The organism is Candidatus Njordibacter sp. Uisw_039 (assembly GCF_047730075.1).
GTDB lineage: Bacteria > Pseudomonadota > Gammaproteobacteria > Pseudomonadales > Balneatricaceae > Njordibacter.
In genome coordinates this window covers 1,448,559-1,464,832 of record NZ_CP159831.1, presented here as the reverse complement: position 1 = coordinate 1,464,832, position 16,274 = coordinate 1,448,559, and the positions used below count along the sequence as shown (strand labels likewise).

The 16,274-nt window shown below is 44.8% G+C and carries 15 protein-coding genes; 2 read left to right on the top strand and 13 right to left on the bottom strand.

The features are described 5' to 3' along the window. Positions 1–11: 11 nt before the first annotated feature. A complete protein-coding gene (gene gorA / locus ABXT70_RS06925) occupies positions 12–1,361 on the bottom strand; it encodes a glutathione-disulfide reductase (RefSeq protein WP_443642443.1) in 1,350 nt (449 codons plus the stop codon). Between the two features lie 55 nt (positions 1,362–1,416). On the opposite strand from gorA, the gene xthA reads away from it, so the two are divergent. Both xthA and ABXT70_RS06915 read left to right on the top strand, forming a co-directional pair. Next, positions 1,417–2,337, top strand: a complete 921-nt coding sequence (xthA, locus tag ABXT70_RS06920) for an exodeoxyribonuclease III (RefSeq protein WP_443642442.1) — start codon at positions 1,417–1,419, stop codon at positions 2,335–2,337. A 160-nt stretch (positions 2,338–2,497) separates the two neighbouring features. After that, positions 2,498–2,818 (top strand): ArsR/SmtB family transcription factor, encoded by a 321-nt coding sequence (locus ABXT70_RS06915; protein ID WP_443642441.1) that lies wholly within the window; start codon positions 2,498–2,500, stop codon positions 2,816–2,818. Here ABXT70_RS06915 and ABXT70_RS06910 read toward each other — a convergent pair whose 3' ends face one another. From ABXT70_RS06910 to ABXT70_RS06855, 12 genes are all read right to left on the bottom strand, one after another. Further along, complete coding sequence (locus ABXT70_RS06910) at positions 2,819–4,198, bottom strand: FAD-binding oxidoreductase (RefSeq protein WP_443642440.1); 1,380 nt, start codon at positions 4,196–4,198, stop codon at positions 2,819–2,821. Between the two features lie 226 nt (positions 4,199–4,424). Continuing rightward, positions 4,425–6,326: a molecular chaperone HtpG gene (gene htpG, locus ABXT70_RS06905; protein WP_443642439.1), complete on the bottom strand. Its 1,902-nt coding sequence runs from the start codon at positions 6,324–6,326 to the stop codon at positions 4,425–4,427. A gap of 122 nt (positions 6,327–6,448) precedes the next feature. After that, positions 6,449–7,213, bottom strand: a complete 765-nt coding sequence (locus ABXT70_RS06900; protein ID WP_443642438.1) for a DUF599 domain-containing protein — start codon at positions 7,211–7,213, stop codon at positions 6,449–6,451. A 4-nt stretch (positions 7,214–7,217) separates the two neighbouring features. Beyond that, positions 7,218–7,397, bottom strand: coding sequence for a hypothetical protein (locus ABXT70_RS06895; protein ID WP_443642437.1), 180 nt, complete (start codon positions 7,395–7,397; stop codon positions 7,218–7,220). Positions 7,398–7,601: 204 nt separating this feature from the next. Further along, positions 7,602–8,765: a tRNA-queuosine alpha-mannosyltransferase domain-containing protein gene (locus ABXT70_RS06890; protein ID WP_443642436.1), complete on the bottom strand. Its 1,164-nt coding sequence runs from the start codon at positions 8,763–8,765 to the stop codon at positions 7,602–7,604. A gap of 3 nt (positions 8,766–8,768) precedes the next feature. Beyond that, positions 8,769–9,572 carry an alpha/beta fold hydrolase gene (locus ABXT70_RS06885; protein ID WP_443642435.1) on the bottom strand — a complete coding sequence of 268 codons (804 nt, stop codon included), beginning with the start codon at positions 9,570–9,572 and terminating at the stop codon, positions 8,769–8,771. Continuing rightward, on the bottom strand, positions 9,572–9,922 hold the full coding sequence (locus tag ABXT70_RS06880; RefSeq protein ID WP_443642434.1) for an immunity protein Imm33 domain-containing protein: 351 nt from the start codon (positions 9,920–9,922) through the stop codon (positions 9,572–9,574). The genes ABXT70_RS06885 and ABXT70_RS06880 overlap by 1 nt, the downstream gene beginning before the upstream one ends. After that, the gene (gene fghA / locus ABXT70_RS06875) at positions 9,923–10,792 is read right to left on the bottom strand and encodes an S-formylglutathione hydrolase (RefSeq protein WP_443642433.1); all 870 of its coding nucleotides are present in this window, start codon (positions 10,790–10,792) and stop codon (positions 9,923–9,925) included. 12 nt (positions 10,793–10,804) lie between these two features. Further along, positions 10,805–11,914 (bottom strand): S-(hydroxymethyl)glutathione dehydrogenase/class III alcohol dehydrogenase, encoded by a 1,110-nt coding sequence (locus tag ABXT70_RS06870; protein WP_443642432.1) that lies wholly within the window; start codon positions 11,912–11,914, stop codon positions 10,805–10,807. Between the two features lie 24 nt (positions 11,915–11,938). Beyond that, complete coding sequence (mnmH, locus tag ABXT70_RS06865) at positions 11,939–13,078, bottom strand: tRNA 2-selenouridine(34) synthase MnmH (RefSeq protein ID WP_443642431.1); 1,140 nt, start codon at positions 13,076–13,078, stop codon at positions 11,939–11,941. Position 13,079: 1 nt separating this feature from the next. Continuing rightward, positions 13,080–14,120, bottom strand: a complete 1,041-nt coding sequence (gene selD / locus ABXT70_RS06860) for a selenide, water dikinase SelD (protein ID WP_443642430.1) — start codon at positions 14,118–14,120, stop codon at positions 13,080–13,082. Positions 14,121–14,181: 61 nt separating this feature from the next. Beyond that, positions 14,182–16,254, bottom strand: coding sequence for a GNAT family N-acetyltransferase (locus ABXT70_RS06855; RefSeq protein ID WP_443642429.1), 2,073 nt, complete (start codon positions 16,252–16,254; stop codon positions 14,182–14,184). Positions 16,255–16,274 lie beyond the last annotated feature (20 nt).

Sequence of the window (16,274 nt, the reverse complement as noted above, 5' to 3'; positions counted from 1 at the left end):
GCACTATGGGTTTAGCTTGCTGTCCTCATAGTCACCAATTCTTCTGCGCTGGTAGGGTGAATACCAATGGTTGCATCAAAATCAGCCTTAGTGGCACCGACCTTCATAGCCACCGCAAAACCTTGTAGCATTTCACCAGCGCCTTCTCCTACAATATGTAAGCCAATGACTCGATCCGAAGTAGTATCAACAATTAACTTCATAAAACTACGTTCATTACTGCCACTTAAGGTGTGTTTCATGGGCTTAAAGTCAGAACGGTAAACAGTAATTTCGCCATGTTCCTTTAAGGCTTGATGTTCTGTTAATCCAATAGTACCGACGTTAGGCTGGGTAAAAACGGCTGTTGGAATAAGGTTATAGTCCATATACTTGGTACTATCACCATACCAGTGATTTACCAAGGTCATGGCCTCGGCTAATGCTACTGGTGTCAGTTCAATGCCTCCAGTGACATCTCCCAAAGCATATATATTGTCTATATTGGTCTGGAATTTGTCATTTACTGCGATGGTGCCCTGACGAGTTGTCTCTATACCTAAAGCTTCCAAACCAATGCCTGTCAACCGGGGTTTGCGCCCAATAGCCATTAATACTTGATCAACCTCTGTGCTAGTGCCATCTGCAAAGGTTACTAACAAGCTATGGTCGGCCTGGCGATCAACGTTGCTCACTTGGCTTTGGTAGTTCATTTCAATGCCCTGCTTACGCATTTCTTGATCAACAAAACGCCGCACATCGTCATCAAAGCTGCGCATGATAAGGTCACCGCGGTATGACACCTGTACTTGGCTGCCTAAGCCTTGAAAAATACAAGCAAACTCAAGGGCAATGTAACCTGCACCCACAACTAACAATCGTTTTGGAAACTCTAGAAGATCAAATATCTCATCTGAGCTAATTAATACGTCAGCATAATCGACGTCAGGGATATTTGGTGCACCACCCGTTGCAATCACAATACGTTCTGCAGTGTAATTGGTGCCACCTACAGTTACGGTATGTCTATCCTTGAGACTGGCATAACCACGAATAATTTGGGCGCCTGAATTATCGAGCAGATTAGCATAAATATTGTTAAGGCGGCTGATTTCAGTTTTCTTATTGGCCACTAAGGTAGGCCAGTGGAACTTAGCTGAAGCTACGCTCCATCCAAAACCTTTTGCATTTTCGAAATCATGGCTAAAGTGACTGGCGTAGGTGTAAAGCTTTTTAGGCACGCAGCCTACATTTACACAAGTACCGCCTAATGCACGGTCATCAGCAATAGCTACCCTTGCACCTTCACTTGCCGCCATACGTGCAGCTCGTACGCCACCTGAACCCGCACCAATCACAAATACATCAAAATCAAATATCATAGGGACAAATCTCTACAGCCGAGTTATATGTTCAAGGAAAACCAACGGAAACTCAATGACAGCCGTTCTAACCCATCACTATTTCCATTACAATAGTGCAAAGTTTATCAGCCTTCCAGCGTTATTGTTGGTTTTAAATCACCTTAGTCGAGTTAAAAAAATGCATCTCGTATCCTTTAATATTAATAGTATCCGTGCACGCATCCCACAGTTGGAAGCCATTGTAAGTCAATATCAGCCGGCCGTTATTGGCTTGCAAGAAACTAAGGTTCAGGATCTTGAATTTCCTATAGAAGAGACACAACGATTAGGCTACGAGACGATTTTTCATGGTCAAAAAGGTCATTATGGTGTGGCATTAATGACCAATCTGCCAATATTAAAGGTTATTAAAGGTCTGCCTGGCGATACTGAAGATTCTCAACGGCGCCTTGTAGGTGCTGTATTACAGTTGCCTAACGGAGATACTATTACCGTATTCAATGGTTACTTTCCTCAAGGGGAAAACGTTGAGCACGTTAGTAAATTTCCTGCTAAACGAGATTTCTATGCAGGCCTCACCACCCTTTTGAATACAGAATACAAGAACACAGATCATCTGGTGGTAATGGGTGATATTAATGTTGCCGCCCAAGACATAGACATAGGCATAGGGGAAGACAATCGTAAGCGTTGGCTTAAGTCAGGTAAGGCCAGCTTTCAGCCCCAAGAACGCCAATGGTTGAATGATCTTCGTCAATTTGGGCTCACAGACAGCTACCGTCTATTACACCCTCAATCTGAGTATTACTCGTGGTTTGATTACCGCAGCAGAGGTTTTGAGGGTGAACCTAGGCGTGGGCTGCGCATTGACCAAATACTGTTAACTAAAAGTTTGCTCGATTGCTGTAACAAGGCAGATATCGATTATGTAGTACGCGGCATGGAAAAACCGTCGGATCATTGCCCAATTTTTGTTGAGCTAAATATAACTTAAAGCCGTATAACAATTTTAATTAATATGCTTTTTGGTTATAATGGATGGCTTGAATACATTAATGACATTGTAAATACTATTTTAGATTGGTCTACAATGTGCAGTAACTAGTTACCCTTTGACTCAAAAGCACTATTATAAGTGCGGAGAAAATCGTCCCATGTCTGACTCTAAACAAGACGCTGTAAAAGCAGCAGCTGACCTAAAAGCCAATGCAAAGATTGCCGCCACCATGCTCAAGGCAATTGCTAATGAAAGCCGCTTGCTCATTTTATGTAACTTAGAAGGTAAAGAGATTTCTGTTACTGAACTAAATGAACACTTAGACTTGAGCCAATCTGCGCTGTCCCAGCACTTAGCAGTATTGCGTAAAGACGGTTTAGTTAAGACCCGCAGGGAATCACAAACCATCTATTACTCGCTTTCTGATGTGCGCGCTTCTAAGGTTATTAAAACTCTGCACGACCTATACTGCTCCTAGTTAGAGATCAAATATTTTTCCTGGATTCATAATGTTTTTTGGATCCAAGGCACGCTTTATTAAGCGCATAGTGTGCACTGCATCGGCACCATGTTCCTCCAATAAATACGCCTTTTTTCTTAAACCTATTCCGTGCTCCCCTGTACAGGTGCCTTGCTGTGCAAGAGCTTGTTGTACAAGGTAGTGGCTTAGTTCTTTGGCAGCACTAACTTGTTCATGGTTATCTGGGTAGAATGAAATAATGAGGTGAAAATTGCCATCTCCCGCATGGCTAACTAAAGGGCAGTTAAACCCAAGCTCTAGGGCCTTGGCTTCTGCTAATTCGATACACTCAGCTAGCTTAGAAATAGGTACACACACATCGGTGCTAATTGCGCTAGCACCCGGGTTAAGGGCTAAACCAGCGAACCAAGCTTGGTGTCTGGCGGTCCATAATTCATTTCTTTGTTCTAAGGTTTCAGCCCAACGGAAGTCATCACCATTATATTCTTGGGCCACAGATTGAACCAAAGCTACCTGCTCATCAACACTAGCTTTTGAACCGTGAAACTCCATGAATAAGGTCGGTTGAGCTGCAAACCCTTGTAACTTTGAATAATCTATACAGGCGCCCATTTGGCAGCTATTAAGCAACTCAATGCGCGCTAAAGGCACCGCTAGTTGCATGCACTCGATGACACATTGGGCAGCTTGACCGACACTAGGAAAACTACATACGGCTGCACGAATCTGTTCTGGAACTGGGAATATACGTAACCTCAACTCAGTAATAATGCCTAACGTACCTTCAGCACCGATATATAGGTGAGTTAGGTCATAACCAGCTGCGCTCTTTCTTGCTCGGCCCCCGGTTTGTATGACATCACCGTTAGGTGTCACTACAGTAAGACCAAGCACTACCTCTTTCATGGTGCCATAGCGCACTGCATTAGTGCCTGAGGCGCGAGTTGAGGCCATGCCACCCAAGCTAGCATTAGCACCAGGATCTAGCGGGAAGAACAGGCCACTGGTCTTTAACGCATAATTCAAAGCTTCACGGGTAACGCCTGCCTCTAGTTTCACGTCAAAGTCTTCCGTGTTGATCTCCAGCACTTGATCCATGCCGGTTAAATCAATGCTCACACCCCCGTGCACTGGCACTAGATGGCCTTCTAATGACGTGCCTGCACCGAATGCAATAATTGGAATGCTATACTCGCTACAGATGCCTACTGCCTCCGCAACCTCTTTGGTGCAGTCAAGCATAAGTACGGCATCGGGCAACATTTCACTGACGTAGCTCTCACCAGAGCTGTGTTCCATACGCGCATTGGTATTGTCGCTGTATTTATCACCAAACACCTGTTTCAGCTGTTTCAGGCCCTGTTCTTTTGTGTTCATTGACTAGCCTCTAATAGCTTTACTTAACAGATTAGTTTCGTTTATACCATAATTGCTATAGTCCAAGCGGAAAACTTGGCTAGGTCTGGGCTATAACCCCGCACCCTAGATATACATCAGAAACCTCACAAATGAGGATCACAATGTTTACATCAATTATTGAACCCATAAAAAAAGCCCCCGGCTAGTATTCTAGACGGAGGCTTTTATGGTTCAGATGTACTAATTAGGCACTAAGTTCCAATAACAATTTGTTAAGGCGTGAAACATAAGCAGCGGGGTCTTCTAACTGTCCGCCTTCTGCCAATTGGGCTTGGTCAAACAGAACACGAGTTAACTCACTAAACCGGTCTTCATCAGCTTCATCGTTTAGCTTGGCAACTAATGGATGATCTGGATTGAGTTCAAATGTTGGCTTAGTTGATGGCATTGCTTGGCCAGCAGCTTCCATGATACGACGCATTTGTAGACCCATGTCATCTTCACCAACCACCAAACAGGCTGGGGAGTCTGTTAAACGGTGGGTGATGCGTACGCTTTCTACGTGCTCTTCCAGCAAACCTTTCACCCTTTCAACAAGGCCTTCGTATTGCTTGGCTTGCTCTTCCTGTTCTTTCTTTTCGGCTTCGTCTTCTACTTCGCCAAGATCTAAGGCGCCTTTGGCGACGTCTTGTAACGGGGTACCGTCAAAGTCCATCATGTGCGACATCAACCACTCGTCTACACGCTCAGACAGCAATAGAACTTCGATGCCTTTTTTGCGGAAAATTTCTAAGTGTGGGCTGTTCTTTGCAGTGTTGTGGTTATCAGCAACCACGTAATAGATCTTGTCTTGGCCTTCTTGCATACGGCCTTTATATTCGGCCAAGCTATGAATTTGATCAGTTTTGTCATCGGTGCTAGAAGAGAAACGCAACAAGTTAGCAATTTTTTCTTTATTGTTGTGGTCTTCTGCAGGACCTTCTTTCATGACCTGACCAAACTCTTTCCAGAACGTGGCGTATTGTTCAGGCTGCTTTTTCGACATCTTTTCAAGCACATCGAGCACACGTTTGGTTAATGCAGCGCGCATCGAGTCGATGACTGGGTCTTTTTGTAAGATTTCACGGGACACGTTAAGAGACAAATCGTTGCTGTCTACTATACCTTTAATAAAACGTAGGTACATGGGCAAGAACTGCTCAGCTTCATCCATAATAAATACGCGTTGTACGTAAAGCTTTAAACCCCTGGTGGCTTCACGCTGCCACATGTCCATAGGCGCTTTGGCTGGTATGTATAGCAGGCTAGTATATTCAAGCTTACCTTCTACCTTGTTATGGGCCCATGTCAAAGGCTCTTGGAAGTCATGTGATACGTGCTTGTAAAACTCGTGGTACTGTTCGTCTTTAACTTCTGAGCGAGACTTAGTCCAAAGGGCTGTGGCCGAGTTTACGGTTTCTTCTTCAGGCTCTTGCTTGTCTGCATCTTCACCATAATGTTCTTTCATCATGATTACGGGGATAGAGATGTGGTCAGAGTACTTACGCACTAAACTGCGTAGTCGAAAGCCTTCAGCAAATTCTTTTTCATCGGCTTTAAGGTGCAGGATAATTTCTGTACCACGCCCAGTTTTTTTAACTTTAGAGATATCAAATTCGCCCTCACCTTTTGAGCGCCATAGGACACCTTCAGATTTTTTTGAACCCGCTTTACGGGTAATTACTTCCACTTCATCGGCGACGATGAAAGATGAGTAAAAACCTACACCAAACTGACCGATCAACTGTGAATCTTTTTGCTGATCACCAGTAAGGTTCTGCAAGAACTCAGAAGTGCCAGACTTGGCAATGGTGCCCAAGTGGTCAATCACATCGGCACGATCCATACCAATACCATTGTCACTAATACTTAAGGTATTGGCTTCTTTGTCAAACTTAATATGGATAGCAAGTTCACTGTCATCTCCATACAGGCTACCGTCTGAAACTGCAGCAAAACGCATTTTGTCTGCAGCATCTGAAGCGTTAGAAATAAGTTCGCGAAGGAAAATTTCCTTGTTGCTGTACAAGGAGTGAATCATCAAATGTAAAAGTTGTTTAACTTCTGTTTGAAAACCTAAAGTCTCTGTTTTAGTAGCAGTGCTCATGGGGCGTTGTTTCTCCGTAAATCATGGGCTGCGCTGGTAGCGCTAGTAAAGTGGTTACGGGGTCAATGATGGGGGTGGCTTGAATAATTTCAAGCTATATTGGCTGCTTTATGCGTATTGACCTAAATGAGGTGGTAATCTACTAGGGTTTTTCGATTCTTAGAGTCGTTACTGCCCTTTAGCTCTGCAAGTGAACTTGAGTTAAACTCGCGAGTGTAGAGGATATAAACCACTACACAGGTAACCGCCATAAACACCAGAGGGTGTATAGACCAAGTCAAAACTGCAAGACTGTAATAGTAAGCACGTAGACCAAAGTTAAAGTTGTTCGCTGCCATAGATAGAACCTTGGCCGAGCGATTCACGTGGTCCATCAGGTCTTTGTTATCGGAGATATCACCATATACTACAGGTGCACTGGAAATCATTACCGAAGCAAAGCCGTATTGTCGAAGACTCCATGTGAACTTAAAAAAGGCATAAACGAACATTAGGGTGAGGAAGAACAGCTTAAACTGCCACTCTAAAGGTGACTGAGGTGGCAAAAATGGAATACCTCGGCCGATGTGTACCACATCTTCAGTGTAACCCACTAACGTCACTAAACCAGCTAAAATCAGCAAGCTAGATGATGCGAACAAAGTAACGTAACGTTCTAAATTAGCCACAGCGCCTATGTCGGCCATGCGCATGTCACGGCCAATCATACGCACCATCCAACGCTGGCGATAAGCATGCAACACCCCTGCTAACGAGTCTTTACGCCTAGAGGCCCGGATGGCGTATGCTTGATAACCACGCACAGCAATCAAAAACCAGACCAAAGCCAATAGGTTCCACCCTTGATCTGGCAGTACGGTGACAATGTAGGTGGTGATATGTTCCATTACGTTAGCTCTCGTCTTGGTGTTGCTGAAATACTGACTTTTGTTTCTTTTTGGTGGCTAAGCCTTTTTGTTTACGCGTTTGATAACTAGAAGGCGAAAATGTTCTAGCGACGGTTGTTTTCTTCTTATTAGGGTTAAAAGTCACACCAGCTACGGCGGGCATTTTCTTTTTAGCACGGGTCATGTTGAGTTCGGCTCAGTGACGTTATTCAATAGTTCTACTGAATGTATTTTAACACGCTTCGCCACCCGTTTGTGAGCAGCATTATGATTTGTTTTACAGCTGCACTTGTTAAATAACAACTCAATTTACAGGAATAAAAATGGTTGCTAAATACAGATGCCCTTGTAATGAAGACCTAAACATAAGGCTTTGCAGTGTAAAGGTTTAAGGTCTGTTAGGTGCTTTGAAATCTAACAAATGTTTATATTGTTCCTTCATATTCGGCCACAGTAGATGCTCAACAAAAGGGATGGAAGCAATGTCCTGGTCGATTTTGAGTGCCATCTTTTGGATGAGGTTAACAGCTGCAACGGATTCTTTTTTATGTTCCTGAGGCGCAGACTCATAGAGATAGTCTAAACCAAACATTTCAGGGTAAACCAGACGGTTTGGCAACACAGGAATACAACCCAACTGCACAGCTTCTAACACAGAAATGCCTTGAAACTCGTGTAGCGCTGTAGACAATATCATATCCCCTCCCGCCAACCAGTTGAGGTACTGCTGCCGAGATTCAACATAACCAAACTGAACAAGGTAAGTGCTGAACTCTTTTTTTATTTCTTCAAATTCAATGGGTTGTTGGCGGAACTGTTGTCCAACAAGGCACAGTTTGAAATCTATGTTCCTATTGCGTAGTTGACGTAGTATGGCCTGAAGTTGTTGTGGGCCTTTATCGTATTCCCACCGTGCAGCCCAGATCAACCTCAAGGATGATCTACCCTCTCGTTTAGGCCATAGTGACTGGTGTTCTGTGTTGCCGTTGTTGGCTATATTGGAGGGATTACGCGGGTCTAGAGGGTACAGGGTTTTAAGAGGCACTGGCAACACCGAACTTTTTTTGTCTAACAACTGAGCAACGTCTATTGGCATCTTTTCTGGTAATTGGTTAAGTAACTCATCGACCCCAGCTATAAAACTCTGTTGGTTGTATTGACTATTAAAGACCAACTTATCAGCGCTCAAAGCCCCATACAAGGTAACCATTTTAGGGTCTAATTGACGTGTTTTATTGGACTGGTTTGCCGGGTAAATAAATTGGTTTTCATGAAAATAAAGAATAGATGGTATGTTCGCCAAGTTAGCAACAAAGCCCTTTAGAGAAGCCAAATCCACCATTGATGTAGCAAGTACAAGGTCATAGGGTTGGTCTAAAGTGGCTTTTGCACCCAAAGCCCATTGCATACTGTTGCCACGAATACGCCAGCTAAAATAACGCCCTGGCAATACTAACTGGGTCCAGTGATGCTCTGGGAACTCGTCTACTAGTGCTTCACGCCAGTATTTATGACTTTGTGCATCGTAAGCTGATAGTAATAAAATACGCATAATCTAAACGAGGTTATCTAAAAATCGTGACACCAAGCGGGAAAACAGCTCTGGTTTTTCGGCATGCAGCCAATGACCGCAGTCTGCCATGACATTCAACTGGGTGTTGGGTAGTACAGCATCAAACGCAGCCTTATGTTGAGGTAAGATGTAGGGGGAGTCTGCGCCCTTAAGTACCAGTGTTGGGCCGGTATAAGCTGGCGCTCCTGTCAGTGCTGCGGATGTTACGGACGAGATAGGTGCTGCACTTATGGCTTGGTAGTTCTCTTGTATAGCTGTGAGGTTGTAGCGTAAAACAAACTTTCCTATTTGGTTTTTATAGAGGCTTTTGAGTAAAAACTGACATACCCTCGCATCAGGTTCGTATGCCATAAGTAAATCTAACCCATGTTTACGGGACTTTAACGTTACTAGGCTAATGCTATTGAGTCCCGCCAATATAGCTTGGTGCCGTGGCTCATAAGCAACTGGAGCAATATCAGCAACGAGTAAACTTCGTATGCGTTGTGGGTCATTAATGGCTAATTGCATCGCCACTTTACCACCCATTGAATGGCCTAACAGGTCGACTTTTTGTAAGCCTAACTTATCTAAACTCTGGCATACATCATTTGCCATGGTAGCATAATCCATTAATGGATCATGGGCAGACATGCCGTGATTACGCAGGTCCATGGTAATCACACGCCGATCTTGCGCCCACGTTAAAGCGTGGCTACGCCAGTTGTCTTGGGAGCCAAATAACCCATGTAAAACTACCAGGGGATAGCTACCGTGTATATTAAATTGAAGTGTATTGAGTAACATTAACTCACTTCAACATCCACTTCTTCCACAGGAATTTCGAAGTCGTGAACTTGTTGCCATGGTTGATCTGGAGGCCTCTCCCATATGGTGCCTGCGTTGTGGTCTAACAATGCATCTAAGCTTGAATCAGCTTCACACATGGGTGCCAATGGGAAAGGTTCTAGGTTTGAGAACTCTTCTAAGAATTCAGGTGTTTCATAACCTGTGAACAAGCGCCAACCTGTGTCATTGCTGTGTTCTGGTATAGTTTTGTACATAAATCGTACAGGTAAAGCATTATCACCTAGGGCTAGTTTGGAGACTCGGGCCATATGACCATGACGGGTGTGACGCTTTTTTGCTATCATCATTTATGCCGTTAAGCCAAGGTATGCGGCATGGTAAAGAAGGTGCTCTTCAATAAAACTACTAATGTAGTAATAGCTATGGTCGTAACCTTCACGTTCGCGGTAGTCTATGGGATATTGCAAACGTTCACAGGTTTCATTGAATAACTTTGGCATCAGTTGGTCAACATAAAACGGGTCACTAGTACCTTGGTCAATTAACAAAGCTTGTGGCGTTATACCTGCAGTATGGTTTTTTTGTACCAACTGGTTAGTATCCCATGGGGCCCAAGTGGCCTCATCGCTGCCCAAATAGGCTGTAAGGCCCTTTTGTCCCCAGGGACACTGTGATGGCGAGGTAATCGGCGCAAAAGCAGATACTGAGGCGTATTTACCTGGGTTCTTTAAAGCGCAAATTAACGCACCGTGGCCTCCCATGGAGTGACCACTAATAGCAGCTTGATCATTCACTGCATAGTTGCTTTGAATAATGTTCGGTAGCTCTTCTGTGACATAGCTGTACATATTGTAGGCTTTTGACCAAGGTGCTTGAGTGGCATCAACGTAAAAGCCTGCACCTGTACCTAGATCATAAGCATCGTCTTCACCTTCAATGCCAGCGCCACGCGGGCTAGTATCGGGCATAATAATAGCCATGCCCAATTCTGCAGCTAGGGCAAACGCACCAGCCTTTTGACTGAAGTTCTCGTCGTTGCAGGTGAGTCCTGATAACCAATATAGTGCTGGGACCTTACTCAATTGAGTACCCTGCTGTGCTTGAGGTGGTAAAAATATAGCGAAGGTCATGCTGCCTTGGCATGCTGCAGATAGGTGTTCTACCCGCAACAAATGCCCGCCACTGACCTTGACTTCTGAAAGCTGATTTAGAGACATGACAGAAATTTCCTAAAAGATGATGACAGAGCGAATGCTTTCGCCGCTGTGCATTAGATCAAAGGCTCTGTTGATATCCTCTAGGCCCATGGTATGTGTCACCATTGGGTCAATTTTGATCTCGCCAGCCATGTAACGCTCTACGTAATCAGGCAATTGAGTGCGACCTTTTACACCACCAAAAGCGGTGCCACGCCAGACTCGCCCTGTTACTAACTGGAATGGTCGGGTGCTAATTTCTTGGCCTGCTCCAGCTACACCGATAATTACTGACTCGCCCCAGCCTTTGTGACAACACTCTAGGGCTGAACGCATGACGTCTACATTGCCAATACATTCAAAGGAGAAATCTACGCCGCCGTCTGTTAGCTCTACGATGACGTCCTGAATAGGGTCTGAATAGCTTTTAGGGTTAATACAGTCTGTGGCACCCAACATTTTTGCCATTTCAAATTTGTCTTCGTTAATGTCTATAACAATGATACGGCCAGCACCGGCCATTACCGCACCCTGTACCACGCTCAAACCAATACCACCCATGCCAAATACGGCTACGGAATCACCCGGCTGTACTTTAGCAGTGTTGAGTACTGCTCCAATACCTGTGGTAATGCCACAGCCTAACAAACATACCTTATCTAACGGTGCCGCTTTACTAATCTTTGCTAGGGCAATTTCCGGAACAACCGTGTACTCAGAAAAGGTAGATGTGCCCATGTAGTGGAACAAGGGTTCACCATCTAACGAAAAGCGGCTACTGCCGTCGGGCATTAAGCCTTTACCCTGGGTGCTACGAATGGCTTGACAAAGGTTGGTTTTACCCGACAAACAAAATTTACACTGGCCACATTCTGGTGTGTAAAGGGGAATTACGTGATCACCTACGTCAACACTAGTGACGCCTGCACCTATTTCTTCTACTACACCACCGCCTTCATGACCCAGTACAGATGGAAAGATACCTTCTGGGTCAGCACCAGACAAGGTAAATGCATCTGTATGGCATACGCCAGTAGCGACCATACGCACCAGCACTTCACCAGCTTTTGGGCCTTCTACGTTAATATCTGCAATGGTTAAAGGTTGGCCTTTGGCTAAGGCAACAGCGGCTCTTGATTTCATGATATAAGGTGTCCTTAAAGTAGACTAAGTATGTGACATGTTGTTGGTTTTGTACCAAGTGACAAGTTCACTTGAGGTGCCCTGCATAACCACGCGACCCTGTTTAAGGGAAAGTTGGTAGTCGTACATTGGGTCATAATAATGGTTGAGTAAATAGGTAATCCAATGTTTATGGTAGTTTAAATCAAGTTGATTAGATTGTTGATGTAAAGCCTTTTCAAGTAGTTTAACAAGATGAATATGGGCTTCACTACCCAAACGTTTACGAATTCGGTATATACTTTGTAACAGACTATCACCAAAAGCTAAAAATGCCTCTGTTGGGTCCACTAGTTGTTGTTCCCAGGCGGCGATGGCGTTAACTATGTACTCACCAAAAATACGTTCTACGCGGGCGTCAAAGTCATCTTTCAATACCATTATAGGGGACGATTTTAGTTTAGCTTGAAGGCTTAGTGGTAGTAAACGACAACCTACCAGACGACTTTCATCTTCGTAAATAACGGCTTCACTAGAAGTTTGCTTTAGTTGCATTAAAGCAATAGCTAAATTATTTTCAAAATTAATTTGGCTGGGCTGTTCTTCGATGTATTTACCAAAACTAGATCCGCGGTGCTTGGCAATGCCTTCTAAGTCAATGGTTCGATCAAACTGCGGCAATATCTCGGTCTTACCAGTGCCGGTGCGGCCACTGAGCACAAATGCAGGAACTTCTTCCACCAGATGATCTAAACGCTCTATCAGATGGGTGCGAAGCGCCTTATAACCACCCTCCACGAAAGGAATAGCAATACCAGCTTCTGCCAACCACTGCTGGCTAACTTTAGACCGCAGGCCACCACGAAAGCAATATAACACTGCATCTGGGTGTTCACTGGCAAAAGCGTACCATTGTTCAACACGTCTATTTTTAGTGGCACCGTTAACTAATTGGTGACCTAACGAGATAGCAGCATCTTGGCCCTGCTCATTATAACAGGTACCTATTTGTTGACGCTCATCATCAGTCATTAGGGGCAAATTAATAACGTTTGGAAACGCACCCTTATCAAATTCTATCGGTGCTCGGACATCAAACATGGGCCGTTGCTGTAACAATAAATCATCAAATTGAGCAGCCTTAATTGGGCTAGGCATCTGTTTATTCATGGCTTTAGCAGGCATGTTATAGCACATCAATCCAGTGTTTTTGTGTGGCTTTTGGAGAAGATAAGTGTCCAATCCACACACAGTCCTGTGCTTCAGCATGGCAAATGGCTTCCGCTGCGGCGACTTGATCTTCGGCCACAGCTACTAACAAACCACCACTTGTTTGTGGGTCACAAAGAATATTTAATTGGTCTTCACTAAGAGGTCCAAGTTTATGGCCATAGCTGTCAAAATTTCTGCCACTTCCCCCTGGCACACAACCATGGTTTAAGTAGTGCCGTAGATCCGTTAATAGAGGAATTTTGTCAAATTCAACGTGGGCCTGTAACTGACTACCCTCACATACTTCTACTAAATGGCCCATGAGTCCAAAACCGGTAACGTCCGTCATGGCATGAACGCCCGCTAAGGGAGCCAACTTTGTCCCTAAGTCGTTAAGCTTAACCATGTTGTCACGGGCCAAGTTAACATCCTTTGCTCGCAATATACCCCGCTTTTCAGCCGTGGTTAAAATGCCTACACCCAAGGGTTTAGTGAGCATTAACCGGTCACCTGCCTGGGCTTGGTCATTGCGCTGTAAGTGTTCTAGTGCCACCCTTCCTGTCACAGCTAAGCCAAATATAGGTTCTGGGGCATCTATACTGTGACCACCAGCAAGGCAAATGTTGGCCTTAGCACACACAGCTCGTGCGCCGTCTATAACCATAGCAGCTATTTCTGGGGCCAGTTTATCTACCGGCCAACCTAAGATAGCAATGGCCATTAACGGCTGACCGCCCATAGCATACACATCGCTGATGGCGTTAGTGGCGGCAACACGGCCAAAATCGAACGGATCATCAACAATAGGCATAAAGAAATCAGTGGTACTGATAATCCCTGAGCCATCACCCAAATCAAAAACCGCAGCATCATCACGACTTTCATTGCCCACAATTAGGTTGGGGTGGGAGAACTTAGGCAACTGCGATTGCAACATCTTATCGAGTACTTGGGGTGAAATTTTACAGCCACAACCGGCGCCGTGGCTATATTGGGTAAGTTTAACTGTGCTCATGAATAATCAGACAAATTGACAATGCTGGAGTATACCCAGTTTATACATATTGTGCTGCGCATCATTGGTTAGAAGGTAATTCTAATAGTGACAGTGCCAGTGCCAGATGCCTAACACTTCGTTGTAAACCTTTGTGGGTATTATTTTGTGCTGCATTTTTAACCATTTGTTTGTCCTTCTCGTCGTGCAATTGTTGATATAATAAGTACAATGGCCCGCTAAATCCTGCTTGCCCTTTTGCCAGCAAAGTTAACAAGCGTTGCTGGTGCTGAGCATTAAGTGCTGTAATTGCAGCTTGTGAGCACGCCGAATATATATCTTGCCAAGTTTCATCATCTACGGATGCAAACCACATACCCTTGCCAAAGTTTAAATAATCTCGCAAGTGACACGTCAGAGGTCCTATTAACTCTTTAGCCCCCAAGCTAATCGGTCGCATTACTTGCACACTATTGAAGCCAGTAGCCGCATCTGCACGTAAACCCAACCATGCAGGAAGGAAGTTGTTGGCCCGCCAAAAACGCAGCGTATCGGCACTTGCAGAAAAGCTCGCGCCGATAAAATCGACCTGTGCATCTTCTGCTAAACCATAAATTTGCTTTAGAAGTGCTGAACCAAAGCCCTTACCCTGTAACCCAGGCAATACCACAAGACGCTGAATTCGCCAACTGCGCATTTCACAGGCCACTGTAAAACCCGCTTGTTGGGCCAAGATTTGCGCCAATAGGTGGCCTTTGATACGGCGTTTACCAAGGGCAATGTCTTGGGCTAAAGCGGCGTCTAAGTTTCCCTCTTCAGCCACCCAAGCTAAGCCCACGAGGTGATCGCCAACATGACATAAGTGAATTTTATGCTGAGGGTGATCCAATAGTAACCTTAAGTCTTGGGGTGTGGTCTGGTAATGGGCCAACATGAGCAATGGGTAGACCTGCCGTAACAAATCATTGTTTTCGGCCAGTGTTTCTCCCGTCAGCTGGGTGTAGGTAAGTGGTGGTTCAGAGTCAGAAAGGAATCCTTGGACAGTACTGGGCATCTTAACATCACATAAAAAGCTACTGCGAATAAACTCTTCTAATGGATCATTGGCCTGCCAGCGCATAGGTTCTGTTAGGGTCATTGCCTTATTGGTTCGTCCTAGGGAGCTAATAATACGGGGTAGCTTTAATCGGTAGCCTTGACCACTCCCCTCGTAGCCGTCTTGAGTGGACGATAAAACCACCACATCGTAATGGTTAATAAGTTTTATGAGTTGTGGCAAAGGTATAGCCGCTGCTTCATCAACAATCACCAAACCTGCTTTTGGACGTAAATGCAACAGTGCGTCTAAGGCGTAAAAATTTACTATTTGCGGAGCAGCAGTCTGTACCATAGGGCCAAGGGCGCGTTTACTTGGTGCGGTGACTACAATAGGCCCATGCTTAGGATCTTTGCCAATGAATTTAATCAGCCATCCCAAACAAGTAGATTTGCCCCGACCCCTGTGTGCGTCAATGGTAACTAGCATAGCCGATTGCTGATTATACACCGTCACTAATTGCGTTATGAGGCTTTGTTGTTGCCTAGTAGGCTCCAGCTGCTTAGAGATTTTAAGTAGATTGGGTAAGGACTGCCATCTGGTGGTTTTTACTTGTTGTTGATTTTCACACCAAGTGTCATGCAACACAAACACTGCCCGATGGTGTTGCCATTGTTGCTGCCACCATTGGATAAAATACGAATGGGCGTCGCTTGCTGACTGCCCATAGGCTTGCAGTTGAGAATCAAAATTTTTGTGCCATTGGGACGTGGGTGGGGTCAATAAAATTAACACTCCACCCGCCATAATGGTGCCGCTAAGGGCACAAAAAGCGCTGGCGTTAAACCCCCTGTAAGCGTTATAAATCACATATTGGTTAGACGTGCCTAGGTACTGACTAGCTTGAGCTGCAGTGATGTGTTGGTGGTCAATCAACTCAGCTGGATCAATTTCTTGCACATCCACCCACAAACCCGAGGAACCTAAGTGAGTCAGCTGCTGTGCCTGCGTTATACCTCGTTCTTCTGCCATAGCCAACACCAACATTAAACGATGGCCTGTATTTTGAGCCATTAGCAGTGGTTCACGAAAATCAGCTAATTCGGTAATAGATCGCAAAGTAGTCCAATCCTTGGTGG

Coding starts and splice junctions, on each gene's coding strand:
- xthA (WP_443642442.1), top strand. CDS start 1,417: ATGACAGCCGTTCTAACCCATCACTATTTCCATTACAATAGTGCAAAG.
- ABXT70_RS06910 (WP_443642440.1), bottom strand. CDS start 4,198: ATGAACACAAAAGAACAGGGCCTGAAACAGCTGAAACAGGTGTTTGGT.
- ABXT70_RS06885 (WP_443642435.1), bottom strand. CDS start 9,572: ATGTTACTCAATACACTTCAATTTAATATACACGGTAGCTATCCCCTG.
- ABXT70_RS06870 (WP_443642432.1), bottom strand. CDS start 11,914: ATGAAATCAAGAGCCGCTGTTGCCTTAGCCAAAGGCCAACCTTTAACC.
- ABXT70_RS06890 (WP_443642436.1), bottom strand. CDS start 8,765: ATGCGTATTTTATTACTATCAGCTTACGATGCACAAAGTCATAAATAC.
- ABXT70_RS06895 (WP_443642437.1), bottom strand. CDS start 7,397: ATGACCCGTGCTAAAAAGAAAATGCCCGCCGTAGCTGGTGTGACTTTT.
- ABXT70_RS06915 (WP_443642441.1), top strand. CDS start 2,498: ATGTCTGACTCTAAACAAGACGCTGTAAAAGCAGCAGCTGACCTAAAA.
- ABXT70_RS06880 (WP_443642434.1), bottom strand. CDS start 9,922: ATGATGATAGCAAAAAAGCGTCACACCCGTCATGGTCATATGGCCCGA.
- ABXT70_RS06900 (WP_443642438.1), bottom strand. CDS start 7,213: ATGGAACATATCACCACCTACATTGTCACCGTACTGCCAGATCAAGGG.
- fghA (WP_443642433.1), bottom strand. CDS start 10,792: ATGTCTCTAAATCAGCTTTCAGAAGTCAAGGTCAGTGGCGGGCATTTG.
- gorA (WP_443642443.1), bottom strand. CDS start 1,361: ATGATATTTGATTTTGATGTATTTGTGATTGGTGCGGGTTCAGGTGGC.
- htpG (WP_443642439.1), bottom strand. CDS start 6,326: ATGAGCACTGCTACTAAAACAGAGACTTTAGGTTTTCAAACAGAAGTT.
- mnmH (WP_443642431.1), bottom strand. CDS start 13,078: ATGCCTGCTAAAGCCATGAATAAACAGATGCCTAGCCCAATTAAGGCT.
- selD (WP_443642430.1), bottom strand. CDS start 14,120: ATGAGCACAGTTAAACTTACCCAATATAGCCACGGCGCCGGTTGTGGC.